General features: G+C 69.7%; 18 protein-coding genes. 9 read left to right on the plus strand and 9 right to left on the minus strand.

What is annotated here, in order from left to right; genetic code table 11:
* The first annotated feature begins 20 nt into the window (after positions 1-20).
* Complete coding sequence (locus QQM39_RS13520; protein WP_003997970.1) at positions 21-203, plus strand: DUF6104 family protein; 183 nt, start codon at positions 21-23, stop codon at positions 201-203.
* Between the two features lie 740 nt (positions 204-943).
* On the opposite strand, the gene QQM39_RS13525 is transcribed toward QQM39_RS13520, so the two are convergent.
* On the minus strand, positions 944-1,789 hold the full coding sequence (locus QQM39_RS13525) for a hypothetical protein (protein WP_301996950.1): 846 nt from the start codon (positions 1,787-1,789) through the stop codon (positions 944-946).
* A gap of 171 nt (positions 1,790-1,960) precedes the next feature.
* Between QQM39_RS13525 and QQM39_RS13530 the strand changes: the two genes are divergently transcribed.
* Entirely contained in the window at positions 1,961-2,962 is a 1,002-nt protein-coding gene (locus tag QQM39_RS13530) for a DUF4097 family beta strand repeat-containing protein (protein WP_301996951.1), read from the plus strand.
* Position 2,963: 1 nt separating this feature from the next.
* Positions 2,964-4,013: a PadR family transcriptional regulator gene (locus QQM39_RS13535; protein ID WP_301996952.1), complete on the plus strand. Its 1,050-nt coding sequence runs from the start codon at positions 2,964-2,966 to the stop codon at positions 4,011-4,013.
* 174 nt (positions 4,014-4,187) lie between these two features.
* Here the strand turns inward: QQM39_RS13535 and QQM39_RS13540 are convergent, their stop codons facing one another.
* From QQM39_RS13540 to QQM39_RS13555, 4 genes are all read right to left on the minus strand, one after another.
* A complete protein-coding gene (locus QQM39_RS13540; RefSeq protein WP_301996953.1) occupies positions 4,188-4,751 on the minus strand; it encodes a Clp protease N-terminal domain-containing protein in 564 nt (187 codons plus the stop codon).
* Entirely contained in the window at positions 4,751-4,960 is a 210-nt protein-coding gene (locus QQM39_RS13545; protein ID WP_003997975.1) for an HTH domain-containing protein, read from the minus strand. Before QQM39_RS13545 ends, QQM39_RS13540 begins: the two co-directional genes overlap by 1 nt.
* Before the next feature lie 108 nt (positions 4,961-5,068).
* Positions 5,069-6,031 (minus strand): zinc-binding dehydrogenase, encoded by a 963-nt coding sequence (locus tag QQM39_RS13550; protein ID WP_301996954.1) that lies wholly within the window; start codon positions 6,029-6,031, stop codon positions 5,069-5,071.
* 249 nt (positions 6,032-6,280) lie between these two features.
* Positions 6,281-7,504, minus strand: a complete 1,224-nt coding sequence (locus QQM39_RS13555) for an NADP-dependent malic enzyme (RefSeq protein WP_301996955.1) — start codon at positions 7,502-7,504, stop codon at positions 6,281-6,283.
* A 637-nt stretch (positions 7,505-8,141) separates the two neighbouring features.
* Here QQM39_RS13555 and QQM39_RS13560 point away from each other — a divergent pair.
* From QQM39_RS13560 to QQM39_RS13570, 3 genes are read left to right on the plus strand one after another with little or no spacing between them, the layout of a single operon-like run.
* Entirely contained in the window at positions 8,142-9,101 is a 960-nt protein-coding gene (locus QQM39_RS13560; RefSeq protein WP_301996956.1) for an ABC transporter substrate-binding protein, read from the plus strand.
* A gap of 35 nt (positions 9,102-9,136) precedes the next feature.
* Positions 9,137-10,075: an amino acid ABC transporter permease gene (locus QQM39_RS13565; protein ID WP_301996957.1), complete on the plus strand. Its 939-nt coding sequence runs from the start codon at positions 9,137-9,139 to the stop codon at positions 10,073-10,075.
* Positions 10,072-10,878, plus strand: coding sequence for an amino acid ABC transporter ATP-binding protein (locus QQM39_RS13570; RefSeq protein WP_301996958.1), 807 nt, complete (start codon positions 10,072-10,074; stop codon positions 10,876-10,878). Before QQM39_RS13565 ends, QQM39_RS13570 begins: the two co-directional genes overlap by 4 nt.
* 271 nt (positions 10,879-11,149) lie before the next feature.
* Here QQM39_RS13570 and QQM39_RS13575 read toward each other — a convergent pair whose 3' ends face one another.
* Positions 11,150-12,007, minus strand: a complete 858-nt coding sequence (locus QQM39_RS13575; RefSeq protein ID WP_301996959.1) for a trans-aconitate 2-methyltransferase — start codon at positions 12,005-12,007, stop codon at positions 11,150-11,152.
* Positions 12,008-12,107: 100 nt separating this feature from the next.
* On the opposite strand from QQM39_RS13575, the gene QQM39_RS13580 reads away from it, so the two are divergent.
* A complete protein-coding gene (locus QQM39_RS13580; protein ID WP_301996960.1) occupies positions 12,108-12,737 on the plus strand; it encodes a CGNR zinc finger domain-containing protein in 630 nt (209 codons plus the stop codon).
* Here the strand turns inward: QQM39_RS13580 and sodX are convergent.
* Positions 12,641-13,075 carry a nickel-type superoxide dismutase maturation protease gene (gene sodX / locus QQM39_RS13585; RefSeq protein WP_302003576.1) on the minus strand — a complete coding sequence of 145 codons (435 nt, stop codon included), beginning with the start codon at positions 13,073-13,075 and terminating at the stop codon, positions 12,641-12,643. The genes QQM39_RS13580 and sodX overlap by 97 nt on opposite strands.
* Positions 13,076-13,220: 145 nt before the next feature.
* On the opposite strand from sodX, the gene sodN reads away from it, so the two are divergent.
* Positions 13,221-13,616: a superoxide dismutase, Ni gene (sodN, locus tag QQM39_RS13590; RefSeq protein WP_020123534.1), complete on the plus strand. Its 396-nt coding sequence runs from the start codon at positions 13,221-13,223 to the stop codon at positions 13,614-13,616.
* Positions 13,617-13,623: 7 nt separating this feature from the next.
* Here sodN and QQM39_RS13595 read toward each other — a convergent pair whose 3' ends face one another.
* A complete protein-coding gene (locus tag QQM39_RS13595; protein ID WP_301996961.1) occupies positions 13,624-14,778 on the minus strand; it encodes a site-specific integrase in 1,155 nt (384 codons plus the stop codon).
* Between the two features lie 21 nt (positions 14,779-14,799).
* On the minus strand, positions 14,800-15,303 hold the full coding sequence (locus QQM39_RS13600) for a helix-turn-helix transcriptional regulator (protein WP_301996962.1): 504 nt from the start codon (positions 15,301-15,303) through the stop codon (positions 14,800-14,802).
* Between the two features lie 120 nt (positions 15,304-15,423).
* On the opposite strand from QQM39_RS13600, the gene QQM39_RS13605 reads away from it, so the two are divergent.
* Positions 15,424-15,618, plus strand: coding sequence for an AlpA family transcriptional regulator (locus tag QQM39_RS13605; RefSeq protein WP_301996963.1), 195 nt, complete (start codon positions 15,424-15,426; stop codon positions 15,616-15,618).
* Positions 15,619-15,969: the final 351 nt, after the last annotated feature.

Genomic DNA, 15,969 nt, shown 5'->3' on the forward strand with positions numbered 1-15,969 from the left:
CCAGCCCCAGGAGAGCATCCGTGTACTTCACCGACCGAGGCATCGAAGAACTGGAGAAGCGGCGCGGCGAGGAGGAGATCACCTTCGAGTGGCTGGCCGAGCAGCTGCGCACGTTCGTCGACCTGAACCCGGACTTCGAGGTACCGGTGGAGCGGCTGGCGACATGGCTGGCCCGGCTGGACGACGAGGACGACGACGTGTAGGAGTTCGGCCGACCCTCTCGGCATGAGGGGGCCCCGCGCCAGGGCGCCCCTGGCGGACACCTCCTGCCCTGGGCGCCCTGATGCGGGGCGCCCTTCGCGTTGTACGGCCGCCCGAGCGGCCGTTGGTCGTGGTGTACGGCCGTCCGAGCGGCGGTCGGTCGTGGTGTACGGCAGTCTGCGCGGCCGTCGGTCCAGCGGCGGGGCAGAGGCGGTACGGCTGCCGCAGGCCGGAGCAAAGGGCGTGGCCGTCGGCGGCCGGAGCAGAAGCAGTACAGCTGCCGCCGGCCGGAACAAAGGCCCTGGCCGTCGGCGGCCGAGGCAGAGGCCGTACGGCTGCCCCAGGCCGGAGCAGAGGCCCTGGCCGTCGGCGGCCGGAGCAGAAGCAGTACAGCTGCCGCCGGCCGGAACAAAGGCCCTGGCCGTCGGCGGCCGAGGCAGAGGCCGTACGGCTGCCCCAGGCCGGAGCAAAGGCCCTGGCCGTCGGCGGCCGGAGCAGAAGCAGTACAGCTGCCGCCGGCCGGAACAAAGGCCCTGGCCGTCGGCGGCCGAGGCAGAGGCCGTACGGCTGCCCCAGGCCGGAGCAAAGGCCCTGGCCGTCGGCGGCCGGAGCAGAAGCAGTACAGCTGCCGCCGGCCGGAACAAAGGCCCTGGCCGTCGGCGGCCGAGGCAGAGGCCGTACGGCTGCCCCAGGCCGGAGCAAAGGCCCTGGCCGTCGGCGGCCGGACCCCGCCGCAGAACCCTCAGTCCAGCGGCCACACCGCGTTGTACACCAGCCCCAGCGCCCCGTGGGCCAGCAGCACCGCGCCCGCCACGGTCCAGCCCGCACTGCGGCGCCGCAGCCCCCAGGCCGTGACGGGCAGACCGGCCGCGACCTGGGCCAGGGCGAGCCGGTGGGACTGGGGGCCGCCGGTCCAGGGCAGCAGGGGGCCGAGGCGGCCGCCTTCGACGGCGTCGAGTTCCGCGCGGAGGGCGTGGCGCCAGCCCGCCGCGCCCTCGATGCGGACGTGCGGGTGGTCGCGGGCGGCCTCGTGGAGGCGGTCGGCGCTGTCGCCGGGGGCGAGGTCGGCGGGCAGGGACACGCCCGCGCGCGTGAGGACGGCGAGCAGGCCACGCATGCGTGCCCGTGCGTCGGCCGCGGGGTCGGGTCCCGTGAGGTCGTCGAGGGCCTGCACGTCCAGCACCGGATCGAGGCCGAGGCGGCCGGCGAAGGTGTGCATGGCCTCGCCCTCGCCGGCCGGGGTGCCGTTGGCGAGCCAGACGTAGCCGACGGGGCGGCGGAAACCGGAGGCGAGGGTGTATCCGGTGCGGTCGGCGTCCCACCAGAGGGCGAGGACGGGCCAGGGGGCGCCGACGGCGAGGGCGGTGGCCCAGCCGGTCAGGACGCGGTCGACCGGTTCGCCGCCCTCCAGCCAGGGCCTGCCCTCGGGGACGAGCACGCTCCACTCCCCGCCGGCCGACGCGAGCAGCATGCGCTCACGCAGCAGCTGGGCGGCGGGGGCGACGGACTCCGGCTCCGCGCGGCAGAGCAGCAGGGCACCCGGGGCGGGACGGGCCTGGCGAGCGGCTCGGGACTCTTCCGTCGGCATGACAACACGCTAGGCCAGTTTGTTCACCCTTGCGTTATTTGTGATCACCAGAACGAGTGCCTTGACTTACGTCGCCCACGATATATCGTGTTTTGCTGAAGACGCGATATGGCGTGTCGTGTTCAGGTCCGGCCCGTGCGGCCGCGTCCGGTCGCCCAGGAGGTCCGCAGCATGTCCGAGTGGTCCGTCACAGAGCCCGGGAAGCTCACCTTCGACGAGCCGGTGAGCGAGCTCCACGTGCGCATCGTCAACGGCACGGTGAACGTGGTGGGGACGGACGAAGGTTCCGCCCGCCTGGAGGTCTCCGAGATCGAGGGCCCGCCCCTGGCGGTGACCCAGCAGGGCGGCACGCTGACGGTGGCGTACGAGGACCTCCCCTGGAAGGGCTTCCTCAAATGGCTCGACCGCAAGGGCTGGCGCCGCAGCGCGGTGGTCTCCCTGGCGGTCCCGGCCGACACGCGCGTCGAGGTGGGCGTGGTCGGCGCCGGGGCGGTGGTCTCCGGGATTCACGGCCCGTCGGTCGTCAAGGGCGTCACCGGCGACACGACACTCGTCGCCCTGTCCGGCCCGGTCCGCGCCGACACGGTCTGCGGGAACCTGGAGGCCCAGGCCGTCACCGGTGACCTCCGCTTCAACTCCGTCTCCGGTGACCTCACGGTCGTCGAGGGCTCCGGCTCCTCGGTGAAGGCCGACTCCGTGAGCGGCTCCATGATCGTCGACCTCGACCCGGACGGCCCGACCGACGTCCGGCTGACCAGCGTCTCGGGCGAGATCGCCATCCGCCTGCCGGCCCCGGCGGACGCGGACGTCGAGGCCAACACCGCGAGCGGCAGGATCGCCAACGCCTTCGAGGGCCTGCGGGTCCACGGCCAGTGGGGCGCCCACAAGATCACCGGCCGACTGGGCGAGGGCACCGGCAAGCTCCGGGCGACGACGGTCTCCGGCTCGATCGCCCTGCTGCGCCGCCCGCCCAAGGAGGACGAGCCGTGGGAGGCCGAGGCCTGGGAGGAGCCCGAGCCCGCCACGCCCACCTCACCAACCTCAGCCACCGATTCGACGACCGACCCGGTGAACAGCGCACAGGACGACTCGGGGGACAATTCCGTCTCCGGCCAGGGCGAGGGCCCCACCGCCGCCCCGGCCGACGGCACGACCGACAAGAAGGTGCTCTGACATGCCTCCCGTCTTCGCCCACGGCCGCCTCCGCCTCTATCTGCTGAAGCTGCTGGACGAAGCCCCGCGTCACGGCTACGAGGTGATCCGCCTCCTTGAGGAGCGCTTCCAGGGGCTGTACGCACCGTCGGCCGGCACCGTCTACCCCCGCCTGGCCAAGCTGGAGACCGAGGGGCTGGTCACCCACACGACCGAGGGCGGCCGCAAGGTGTACGCCATCACGGACGCCGGCCGCGCCGAACTGGCCGATCGCAGCGGCGAGTTGGCCGACCTGGAGCTGGAGATCAGGGAGTCGGTGGCCGAACTCGCCGCCGAGATCCAGGCCGACGTCCGCGGCGCGGCGGGCGACCTGCGGCGCGAGATGCGGGCGGCGGCGTCCGAGGCCCGCCAGGGGAACGGCGCCAAGGCGGACACCCCCTTCGGCGACTTCTCGGACTACACCGACAAGGAGGCGTGGCGCGCCGCCAAGGAGGAGATGCGCCGCGCCAAGCAGGAGTGGAAGGAACAGGCCCGGCGCGCCAAGGACGAGAGCCGCCGCGCCCGCGACGAGGCGCAGCGTGCCCGACGCCAGGCCAAGGAGGCACAGGACCGCGCCCGGGCCCAGGCCCAGGAGGAGGTCCAGCGCATCGCCCGCCGGGTCCAGGAGCACGTACAGGACCATTTCGCGCGCGGCGACTGGCCGACGGGCGTACGCGAGGGCCTGACGGAACTGGCCAAGGAGTTCGGCGACTTCGGCAAGGACTTCGGGAAGGAGTTCGGCCGGGACTTCGGCTTCGGCCGCCCGGGCGCCCCCAAGTCGGCGCAGCAGCACCCCGACTACTCCGACACCCCTCAGGACTTCCCCGCCGACTACGAACCCACCTGGGCCCATGAGCCCCCCACCGCCGACCCGGCCCGCGACCTGGACCGCCTGCTCGACCGCTTCCGCGACGACATCCGTGACGCGGCGAGGGACCACGGCGTGACAGCGGACCAACTCCGCGACGCCCGCCGCCACTTGTCGACGGCGGCGGCACACATCGGAGCGCTACTGCGTACGCCGAAGCACTGAGCCCACTCCCTCGGGCAGCGCGACCACCAACTCAGCGCACCGCCCGGGGGCCGAGGCCTTCTTGGCCGGGGCCGCCGTACCGGTCGTCGTGTCGGACGCAACAGGCGGCGCGCCCGGCCTTCCGGACAGCGCACCCAACCCGGAAGGCCGGGCGCCCGCCTCGCGTACCGCTCCTCAGCCGGCCTTGGCCTCTCCCTCGCCGTACAGCACCCTCGTCACGGACTCATACGTCACTCCGTGATCGGCGAGGACCTCGGCGGGCACGCCAGGACGGCTGGTCAGAGCCAGCAGGATGTGCTCATCGCCGATGTGCCGATCCCGACGGGCGACGGCCACACGCAGCGCCCGCTCCAGCACGTCCTTGGCACCCCGGCCGAACGACCGTCGCCCCGACCACCAGCCCTTGCCCTGCACCTCCCCGGCCAGCGCCCCGACCCCGTGCGCCTCCTCCACCCGGGCGACGATCTCCCCCACATCGATCCCCAATCCGGCCAGCGCCTCGGCCTCGGCCTGCGACAGCCCGCCCCGCCGCCGAGCCTCACCCAAGGCCTGCCGTACGGACTCCAGCCACTGGCCGCCCCCGAGCGCGGCGAGCGCGAACGACGCCCGGCTCCCCTCCCGATCGAGCACCGCAAGCAGCATGTGCTCGGCATCGACGGTCTGCGCCCCACCCGTCTCGGCGTGCTCGATCGCGCCCGTCACCACCGCGCGGGCATCCTTCGTGAACCGCTCGAACATCAACGCCTCCCGTACTTCTTGTGCACGGCCTGCCTGCTGACCCCGAGTTCCGCGGCGATCTCCTGCCACGACCACCCCTGATTGCGCGCGCTGCGCACCTGCACCGCCTCCAACTGCTCCAGCAGCCGGCGCAACGCGGCAACGGCCCGCAGTCCGACCCGCGGATCGCGATCACCCGCCCGCTCGGCGAGATCTGTTGCTTCGGTCATGATGTCAACGTAAGTTGACATACCGGCCCGCGTCAACCCCAGTTGACAAATGAACGGCGGGCCCGGGGCAAAGCCCCGAACCCGCCGCAAGCGCCGTGGCGAGAACCGTCAGTTGGTGAGCACGATCTTCCCGAACTGCTCCCCGGACTCCATCCGCGCGAAGCCCTCACGGGCCCGGTCCATGGGAAGCACCTCGTCGATGACAGGCCGCACACCGGTGGCGGCACAGAAGGAGAGCAGATCCTCGAGCTCGTCCTTGGTCCCCATGGTGGACCCGACCACCTTCAGCTCCAGGAAGAAGATCCGCGTGAGCTCCGCGTGCGAGGGCCGGTCACCACTGGTGGCACCGGAGATGACCAGCGTGCCGCCCGGCTTCAGCGACTTCACGGAGTGCGACCAGGTGGCGGCACCCACCGTCTCGATCACGGCGTCCACCCGCTGCGGCAGCCGAGCCCCCGACTCCACGGCCTCCACGGCCCCCAGCTCCAGGGCACGCTTGCGCTTGGCCTCGTCCCGACTGGTGGCGAAGACGCGCAGCCCCGCGGCCTTCCCGAGCACGATGGCAGCGGTGGCGACCCCGCCCCCGGCCCCCTGTACGAGCACGGAGTCCCCGGGTCGCACCCCCGCGTTGGTGAACAGCATCCGATAGGCCGTCAGCCAGGCGGTCGGCAGACAGGCGGCCTCCTCGAAGGAGAGCTCCTTGGGCTTGGGCAGGATGTTCCAGGTCGGCACGGCGACCTGCTCCGCGAACGTGCCCTGGTACCGCTCGGTGAGAATGGAACGGGGCTCCTTGGGCCCCACCCCGTGCCCGCTCTGTCCGATCACGGAGTGCAGGACGACCTCGTTGCCGTCCTCGTCGACACCGGCGGCGTCACAGCCGAGGATCATCGGCAACTTGTCCTCCGCGAGGCCCACGCCCCGCAGTGACCAGAGGTCGTGATGGTTGAGGGAGGCGGCCTTGACGTCGACGGTGCTCCAGCCGGGGCGGGCCTCGGGGGCCGGACGCTCCCCCAACTCCAGCCCCGAGAGCGGCTCGTCGCGGTCGATTCGGGCGGCGTAGACAGCGAACATGACCTTGACGATAGGTGCCCACGCCGACCGACGGAACCACAGCGCCCTGTGACACACACCCTCTTGCCAGGGCGCCCGGCGTGGGACTGGACAGGCAGCCGCCACCCGCGCCCCCGTCCACGGGACGGTCCGCCGCCGCAACACACGGCACATCCCACCGAACCGGCCCTGAACCACCCGAACAGCCCACCCGCAGGCAAAGAATCGGCCCCGCCCATACCGGACGGGGCCGATCAGCCGACACTCACGTCAGCGCCGGGCGACACCCTCGGCCCGCGCCGCGGCAGCGACCGCCGCCGTGACCGCCGGAGCGACCCGCTCGTCGAAGGGCGACGGGATGACATAGTCCGCGGCGAGGTCGTCCCCGACCACGCCCGCCAAGGCCTCCGCCGCCGCGATCTTCATCCCCTCGGTGATCCGAGAGGCCCGCACCTGCAGCGCGCCCGCGAAGATGCCCGGGAACGCCAGGACGTTGTTGATCTGGTTCGGGAAGTCGGACCGCCCGGTCGCCACGACCGCCGCGTACTTGTGCGCGACCTCGGGGTGCACCTCGGGGTTCGGGTTGGCCATGGCGAAGACGAAGGCGCCCTCAGCCATGGAAGCGACCGCAGCCTCCGCGACCGTACCGCCGGAGACGCCGATGAAGACGTCCGCACCCTCCAGGGCCGCCTCCAGCGACCCGGTGACGCCGGCCTTGTTGGTGAACCCGGCGAGCTCCCGCTTGACGGGCGTCAGGTCGTCCCGGTCGGCCGAGACGACGCCCTTGCGGTCCGCGACGGCCACGTCGCCGATGCCGGCCTCGACCAGCATCTTGGCGATGGCGACACCGGCCGCGCCCGCGCCGGAGATGACGGCCCGCAGGTCCCCGATGGACCGCCCGCTCAGCCGCGCGGCGTTCCGCAGGGCCGCCAGCGTCACGACCGCCGTACCGTGCTGGTCGTCGTGGAAGACCGGGATGTCGACCCGCTCCTGGAGCTTTCGCTCGATCTCGAAGCACCGCGGTGCCGAGATGTCCTCCAGATTGACACCGCCGAACGACGGGGCGAGGCGCACCACCGTCTCGACGATCTCGTCCACGTCCGTGCAGTCGAGCGCGATCGGGACCGCGTCCACGCCGCCGAACTGCTTGAACAGAATCGCCTTGCCTTCCATCACCGGAAGGGAGGCCTCCGGGCCGATGTCCCCGAGCCCGAGCACGGCCGTGCCGTCGGTGACGACGGCCACGACGGACGACTTCCACGTGTAGTCGTGGACGAGCTCCGGCTGCTCGGCGATCGCGGTGCACACGCGCGCCACGCCGGGTGTGTATGCGAGGGACAGGTCGTCCTTGTCACGGACCGGCACGGTGGCCTGCACAGCCATCTTGCCGCCGCGGTGCAGCGCGAACGCCGGATCGAAGGAATCGAGGGGCTCGGCCCCGCCGTCCTGATCCGTATTGCTGTCGCTGCGAGGATTGACGATCTCCGCTGCCACTTTGTCTTACCCCTTAGATCTTCATTGGTTGAGGGTGGCCACTCCTGGTGAGGGGTGGGCGGGACCGCGCATGCCCCGATCTGTTGATGCGTACGGGTCATACGCGACGAGCGCGCCGCACACGCGCCCTGAGCCCCGGATGAGGGGTGTAAAGAACCTTCTTACCGGACGGACGGCATCGACGACGAGCCCAATACGTGCAAGGTCACATGACGTGAAGGGAAACACGTTCACCGACGACACGGATCGAACACGGCCCGGCAACGACAGCGGTGCGCTTCATGGCGAAATAAGCGAACAATCGGCACCGCAGGCCCCAAAGGCCACGAACTCCCGCAAACTACGCACCACACTGACCCATATCCTGAGATGCGCCGAAGATCTTCCGGTCGGGAGGGCAGATCTCCGTAGAAGGTGCGGTCAGGATGTACCGACCTGAGGCGGTTCGAGGGTCACCCGTTATCCGATTTTGACATGGCGGGCGTCCTGAATGGCTCAGACCGAATGGCAAGATGCCGTAATCACACGAGGTCGCGACACTCGAAGACGTGTGTTCTCGTCGACCATCGCAGTGCCGAACCCATCGGCAGCTGTACGCCCCATCGGCAACTCCACCCATCCGCCGGAGGAACCCACCATGACCGCACGCTCCACCCGTCGTACGACCGCCGCACGCTCCCGGCTGGCCGCGGTCGGCTCGATCGCGGTCGCAGGCGCACTGATTCTCACCGGCTGCGGTGACCAGACCAAGGACAACGGCTCGGAGGGCACCGGCGCCGCCACGGCGGCCGCCCCGCTCGCCGACAAGCTGCCCAAGGAAATCCGCGACAAGGGCGTCATCAAGGTCGGCTCGGACATCGCGTACGCGCCGGTCGAGTTCAAGGACAGCTCCGGCAAGACGGTCGGCATCGACCCCGACCTCGCCGACGCCATGGGCAAGCAGCTGGGCGTGAAGTTCGAGTTCGAGAACGGCATCTTCGACAGCCTGATCACGGGTCTGCGCTCCAAGCGCTACGACATCGCCATGTCCGCGATGACCGACACGAAGAACCGCCAGGAGGGCATCGACTCCGACACGGGCAAGAAGGTCGGTGAAGGCGTCGACTTCGTGGACTACTTCACCGCCGGTGTCTCGATCTACACCCAGAAGGGCAAGAACACCGACATCAAGACCTGGTCGGACCTGTGCGGCAAGAAGATCGTGCTGCAGCGCGGCTCGGTCTCCGAGGACCTGGCGAAGGCCGAGGCCAAGAAGTGCACCGGTGGTAAGACGATCTCCATCGAGGCCTTCGACAACGACCAGCAGGCCCAGACCCGCCTGCGCGCGGGCGGCGCGGACGCCGGCTCCTCCGACTTCCCCGTGGCCGCGTACGCCGTGAAGACCTCCGGCGGCGGCAACGACTTCCAGATCGTCGGCGAGCAGGTCGAGGCCGCTCCTTACGGCATCGCGGTCGCCAAGAACAACACGCAGCTGCGTGACGCCCTGAAGGCCGCCCTGGACGCGATCATCGCGAACGGCGAGTACGACAAGGTCATCAAGAAGTGGGGCGTCGAGGACGGCGCGGTGAAGGAAGCCACCATCAACGGCGGCAAGTGACCGCGCCGAGCAGCGGGCACTGAAAGGCAACACCTGTGACTGTTGACATCGACAAGACGGACGGGCCGGCGGACACTCCGCCGGCCGGCGCGGAGGCGATCAAGGCCGTCCCGGTCCGCCACTACGGGCGGTACGTCTCCGCCGCCGTCGCGCTCGCCCTGCTGGGCGGCATCGTGTACGCGTTCTCCCAGGGCAAGATCAACTGGGGTGCGATCCCGGACTACTTCTTCAACGACCGCATCCTCAGCGGTGTGGGCAAGACGCTCCTGCTGACCGTCCTGTCCATGCTGATCGGCATCGTCGGCGGCATCATGCTCGCGGTGATGCGCCTGTCGAAGAACCCCGTGACCTCGTCCATCGCGTGGTTCTACATCTGGTTCTTCCGCGGGACCCCGGTCCTGGTCCAGCTCATCGTCTGGTTCAACCTGGGCCTGGTCTTCGAGTACATCAACCTCGGTCCGTTCTACAAGGACGAGTGGTCGGACTTCATGACCCCGTTCCTGACGGCGCTGCTCGGCCTGGGTCTCAACGAGGCCGCGTACATGGCGGAGATCTGCCGCGCCGGTCTGCTGGCGGTCGACGAGGGCCAGACCGAGGCCGCGCACGCGCTGGGCATGAGCCACTCCAAGACGCTGCGCCGGATCGTCATCCCGCAGGCGATGCGCGTGATCGTGCCCCCGACGGGCAACGAGGTCATCAACATGCTGAAGACGACCTCGCTGGTGTCCGTCGTCCAGTACTCCGAACTGCTCCGAGTCGCCCAGGACATCGGCCAGACCTCCGGCGCCCCCGCCGAGATGCTGTTCCTCGCCGCCGCCTGGTATCTGCTGCTGACGTCGATCTTCAGCGTCGGCCAGTACTACCTCGAGCGGTACTACGCCCGCGGCGCCATGCGCCAGCTGCCGCCGACACCGTGGCAGAAGGTCAAGGCGAACCTGCTCTCCTTCTCCAACCGGCAGGGGGTCTCGGCATGACCGAGAAGCTCAGCAAGACGGCCGCCCCCGGCACGCACTCGACCGTCCCCATGGTCAAGGCCGAAGGCGTCCACAAGTCGTACGGCCCCGTCGAGGTGCTCAAGGGCATCGACCTGGAGGTGAAGTCCGGCGAGGTGTTCTGCCTCATCGGCCCCTCCGGCTCCGGCAAGTCGACCTTCCTGCGGTGCATCAACCACCTGGAGAAGATCAACTCCGGGCGGCTGTACGTCGACGGCGAGCTGGTCGGCTACCGCCAGAAGGGCGACAAGCTCTACGAGCTCAAGGACAGCGAGGTCGCGCTGAAGCGCCGGGACATCGGCATGGTCTTCCAGCGCTTCAACCTGTTCCCGCACATGACGGCCCTGGAGAACGTCACCGAGGCTCCGGTCCAGGTCAAGGGCGTGAGCAGGGCCCAGGCCAGGGAGCGCGCGGGGCAGTTGCTGGAGCGCGTCGGCCTCGCCGACAAGGCCGGGAACTACCCCTCCCAGCTCTCCGGCGGCCAGCAGCAGCGCGTGGCCATCGCCCGGGCGCTCGCCATGGACCCCAAGCTGATGCTCTTCGACGAGCCGACCTCGGCACTCGACCCGGAGCTGGTCGGCGACGTCCTCGACGTCATGCGCGACCTCGCGGAGTCGGGCATGACGATGGTCGTCGTCACCCACGAGATGGGCTTCGCCCGCGAGGTCGGCGACAGCCTGGTCTTCATGGACGGCGGCGTGGTCGTCGAGTCGGGCAGCCCGCGTGAGGTCCTGACGAACCCGCAGCACGAGCGGACGCAGGCGTTCCTGTCCAAGGTGCTCTGATTCTCGAGGGATGCGATCCCGGCGTGGGCTCCGTGGCCATTCCGGCTCGGAGCCCACGCGCCACCTCAGAAGAACCTCATCCATGGGGGCATTGCTCGCCGTCGGTGTGATCGACGGACCACGGGCGCGGCGGCGAGTGCCACGATGCGAACGGCGCCGAGAAAAGACACGGCCTGCGAGGACCGGCGAAGCTTCTCGACGAAAGGGGCGGTACGGATTCCGTACCCGCCCCTTTCGCGTTTCCGCGCCGCTGTTCACATCCGTGCCGGATTTACGGGACATCCCCCTTCGACGTCCGCCCGAAAGCCTCTTCGGTGTCCGTCCGAAAGCCTCGAAGCGGCGCCCGCGGCCCGCCCTGCTTCAGCGCCAGCAGCAGCGTGTCCGAGGGCGAGCACCACACCGGCCGCGCCTCCCCGAACCCCTTCTCGCGCAGTACGCGCGCGTGCCACTCGGGGGACGGCATCTCGCCCTCGGCGTGCTCGCCGTAGATCTCGAAGCGCTGGGCCGTGGGCCCGGCCAGTACCGGGTCCTTGGCCGCGAGCTGCCACCACTCGGACCAGTCGAGGGCGCCGTCCCGCTTGGCCTGATCCATGCGGGCGTGGCGCAGGGCGCGCTCCGCCGCGTTGATCCGGGGCGTCGAGTCGTCGATCATGTGGTCCGCGTTCAGGAAGACACCGCCGTCGCGGACGAGCTCCGCGACCTGACCGTAGAGGGCCGCGAGGGGTTCACGGTGCAGCCAGTGCAGGGCCGTGGCGGTCAGGACGGCGTCGTACGAGTCGTACGGCAGCCGCGCCGGCCAGTCCGGCGTCTTGAGGTCGGCCGTCACGAACGAGACCCGCTCGTCGTCCGCGAAGGTGCCCTCGGCGATAGCGAGGAGTGCCGGGTCGAGGTCGACGCCGGTGCTGACGGCGTCCGGGAACCGGGCGAGCAGCCGGGCCGTGATACTTCCCGTGCCGCACGCGAGGTCGAGCACGCGCGGGGCGGGGCCGACGAGGGCCTCGACCATGTCGAGCATGATCCTGAACCGTTCCTCGCGGTCGGGCATGTACCACTCCTGCTGCCGGTCCCAGCTCTCCTGCCAGGCGGCCCAGTCGGCTCCGGCCGTGGTGGTGATGTCCGTGTCCGTCATCGAGCCCCTCCATCGCACACGTCACGTAATACCCTGGAAGCACGATCAGCTGTTACCTCGACCGCACCACGACGATAGAACGCCTCCGTAAGGACTACAAGTGGAACTGGCCTATTACTCGGATTACGCCGTACGACTCGTCAACAGCGAGGACCCGGCCCGGGGCAAGGACTCGCTGACCTCGGTCGAGGCCGTCCGCGACCTGTTCGGCGTCAGCCAGGAGGCGGGCCGCCGTGCCACCGACGCCGACGTCACCCGCTTCCGCTCGGTCCGCGCACGGCTGAGGGCGGTCTTCGAGGCGGCGGACAAGGGCGACGAAGCGCTGGCCGTGAACCTGCTGAACTCCCTCCTCCTGGAGTTCCCGGTGAGCCCGCAGATCTCCGGCCACGACTTCCGGGACGACGACGGCCGCCCCCTGTGGCACATGCACCTGGCGGACCACCCGTCGAACGCGACCGCCGGCTACGCGGCCATCGCGGCGATGGGACTGGCCTTCCACCTCACCGAGTACGGCGTGGACCGCCTGGGCCTGTGCGAGGCGGCCCCGTGCCGCAACGCCTACCTCGACACGTCCACCAACCGCTCCCGGCGCTACTGCTCGGACCGCTGCGCGACCCGCGCCAATGTGGCCGCCTACCGCGCCCGCAAGCGCTTGGAGGCCGACCGGTCGGCGAACACGGGCCGCACGGCCGACACCGCCCAGCGCGCCCGCGCGAACGGCGAGCGCTGATCGGGCTTGCGCGGCCGGTACCGGAAGCGGACCTTGCCCAGAATCAGCTCGTCCGGCACGACTCCGTAGTCGGTGCTGTCCCCACCGGCGTAGGCATTGTCCCCGAGCACCCACCACCCACCTTCACGCCGCTCCGCGGCCCGCTTGACGACGAGCAGGTCCTGCTGGAACGGATGCCGCAGCACCACCACGTCCCCGGGCCTGATCCGGCCCCGGTGCCACACCACGAGCAGGTCTCCGTGGTACAGCGTCGGCACCATGGACGGCCCCGTCACCTCGGCCCACCCGAAGGGCTGAGCGTCCCGCCCGCGCTCGGCGTCCTGCGACAACTCCGGCATCCCCGGCACCTCCCCGGTACTGTCCTCCACCAGTCTCAGTCTGACCCTGGACTTTTGTCCTAAGCCCATGGGGGCACTCGCGAAAACCCGTCTTGCAGGGAGTAATGTCCCACCTGAGAAGACGATCACGAGGAAGGAACGCTCCATGCTTTCCCGCCTGTTTGCCCCCAAGGTCAAGGTCAGCGCACACTGCGACCTGCCCTGCGGTGTGTACGACCCGGCCCAGGCCCGCATCGAGGCGGAGTCGGTGAAGGCCGTCCAGGAAAAGATGGCCGCCAACGACGACCCGCACTTCCAGGCGCGTGCCACCGTCATCAAGGAGCAGCGCGCCGAGCTCGCCAAGCACCACGTCTCGGTGCTCTGGAGCGACTACTTCAAGCCCCCGCACTTCGAGAAGTACCCGGAGCTGCACCAGCTGGTCAACGATGCCCTGAAGGCCCTCTCGGCCGCCAAGGCCTCCACCGACCCGGCCACCGGGCAGAAGGCGCTGGACTACATCGCCCAGATCGACAAGATCTTCTGGGAGACCAAGAAGGCTTGATCTTCGATCATGCCGTTTGACCTGCGATTTCCTTGGTCGCTCGGTCATCCAGTCCGCACCCGGTCCGCAGGCCGCCGAGAACGGCGTCCATGACGGTCCGGGTGCGGTCTTCTTCGCCCGGCCACAGGTGCGCGTAGATCCGCAGCGTGATGACGGCGGACGCGTGGCCGAGGACGAGCTGGACCTGCTGGACGCTCGCTCCGCCTGCGATGAGGGCGGAGGCGTAGAAGTGGCGCAGGTCGTGGGTCACCGTGTGTGGCAGCTCGACGGGCTTGCGGCCCTCGCGTTCGGCCGCCTCACTCTCCGCCTTCTGCAGCTCCTTACGAGCGCAGTTCCATTCGGTCTTCCAGCGGCGGTAGTTGAGCGGTTCACCCTCCTCCATCGTGAACAGCCACTCCTTGGAGGGGCGTGCGGCGAGGTGCGTGAGAAGCGCGTCAGTGACGACCTCACCGACCGGGACAGTCCGCCGGGACTTTGCGGTCTTCGGCGGCCCGATCTTCCCGGACTGAAGGCGCTGGCGCTCGACGCGAATAGTGCCGGCCTTGAAGTCGACGTCCGACACCTTGAGGCCGAGCAACTCGCCTATTCGCAACCCTGATCCGGCGAGCGTAACGATCGCCGCGCGGATGTACGGCGGCATCACGCGGGCCATGGCCTCGACCTGCACGACCGTGGGCGGGGTGACCTCCTCGTCCGGCATGGGCGGGAGCGTGACCCGGCGGCACGGGCTGGACGCGATGACCTTGTCCTCCACGGCCGCCGTCATGAGGCGTACGAGGACGTCGTAGACGTTCCGCACACTGCCGGGGCCGAGCAGCTCGGACAGGCTCTTGAAGAGCACCTGGAGGTCGTTGCGGCGTATCGCAGCCATCGCGCGGGAGCCGAGCGCCGGGACGAGGTGGAGCCGGAGCGCGTTGTCGGTGATCCGCTCGCCCGCCTCGCTGGCGATGAGCGACTCCTCCCACTTCTTCGCGTACTTCTCGAACGTGATCCGTCCGGCGCGGGGATCGACGTACTGGCCCGTGACGATGCTGGCCGTGACCTCGTCGAGCCAGCGTTGGGCGTCGAGCTTGCGGTCGAAGTGGCGGGCGTGCTCCTTGCCGTCGAGGTCGCGGTAGCGGGCTCGCCATTTGCCGTTGGGGCGCTTTTGGATGTTGGCCAAGTGGCTTCTCCCTTAGGTTGGTTATCGGTAGTAGCCGCCGCCCTCGATGTACTCGGTGAGGGTGCGGGCGTCGCGCTCCTCGCCCATGAGGCGAAGGCACTGCTCGTGGATGGCTCGTGAGCTGTCGGGGTGGGTCTGGATGTGCTCGGCGATGCCGACGACGGCGTGGTGCAGGCGGTCCTCGGCGTCGCGTGTCTCGTAGTACGCCTCGACGGCTTCCTGGACGAGGCGTCTGCTGTCGAGGTCCAGCCCTTCCAGCGGCGGGGACATCAGCTCTTCTAGGGGCAGTTCGAAGACGCGGGCGAAGGCGAGGGCTTCGTCGACGTTGATGCGCCGACGTGGCGTGCCGTTCTCGATGCGCCAGACCGCGGTCTGGTTCATCTTGACGCCGGCCTTGGACACCCGGTCCGCCAGCTCGGTCGTGCTCCACCCCCTGACCTCGCGCTCCAGCGCCACCCGCGCAGCGATGTTGCCCTCGCTGTAGAGCAGCGGCAGTTCACCGCCGTCGCCCTTGTCGCCTGTCATCACACCTCCAGCATGACCATCCCTATCCATATTGAAACACATGCTATGCGATTTGGCTAACCGGCGATCGTCGAGCACACTTTATGCAGATCGGATTGCCGCCTAGTCGAATTGGAACGCATGCGATACCTGACCACCGCCGAGGTCGCCGAGCGCTACCGCACGGCCGAGAGCACCGTCCGCTACTGGCGCCAGATCGACAAAGGCCCACGCGGCATCAAGATCCGCAAGCGGGTGCTGTACCCCGAGGCCGAGCTGCTGCGATACGAGCGGACGCTGGCCGACGGCCGAGACGAGTGGGGCCTGGCTTCCTGAGCTGCCGGAAGCCCCGGACACAGCAACGGCCCTCGGCGAGCCAACGCCGAGGGCCGGAGACTCCCCTGCCGACTGCCCATCCCTGAACGAACGAGCTGGTGAGGGGCGGGACCTTCCCCGTCCTGCCTCTCACCGGAGAGGAACGTCTACGGAGGACTCTACGTCCCCCACCACCACGTACACATCCGCCAATACCGTCTGGCCAACGGCTGCGGTCCCCGGCCGGGGCATCCCCTGGCACCGCGGAGACCAGGCGCACACACGGTCCCCCACATTGGGGACCGCCGAGCACTCGGCCGATGCACAAACACACGGTCCCCAGCCTCCCGCTGACCCCGCTGTCGGGGACCG

The sequence above is a fragment of the Streptomyces sp. DT2A-34 genome (assembly GCF_030499515.1).
GTDB lineage: Bacteria > Actinomycetota > Actinomycetes > Streptomycetales > Streptomycetaceae > Streptomyces.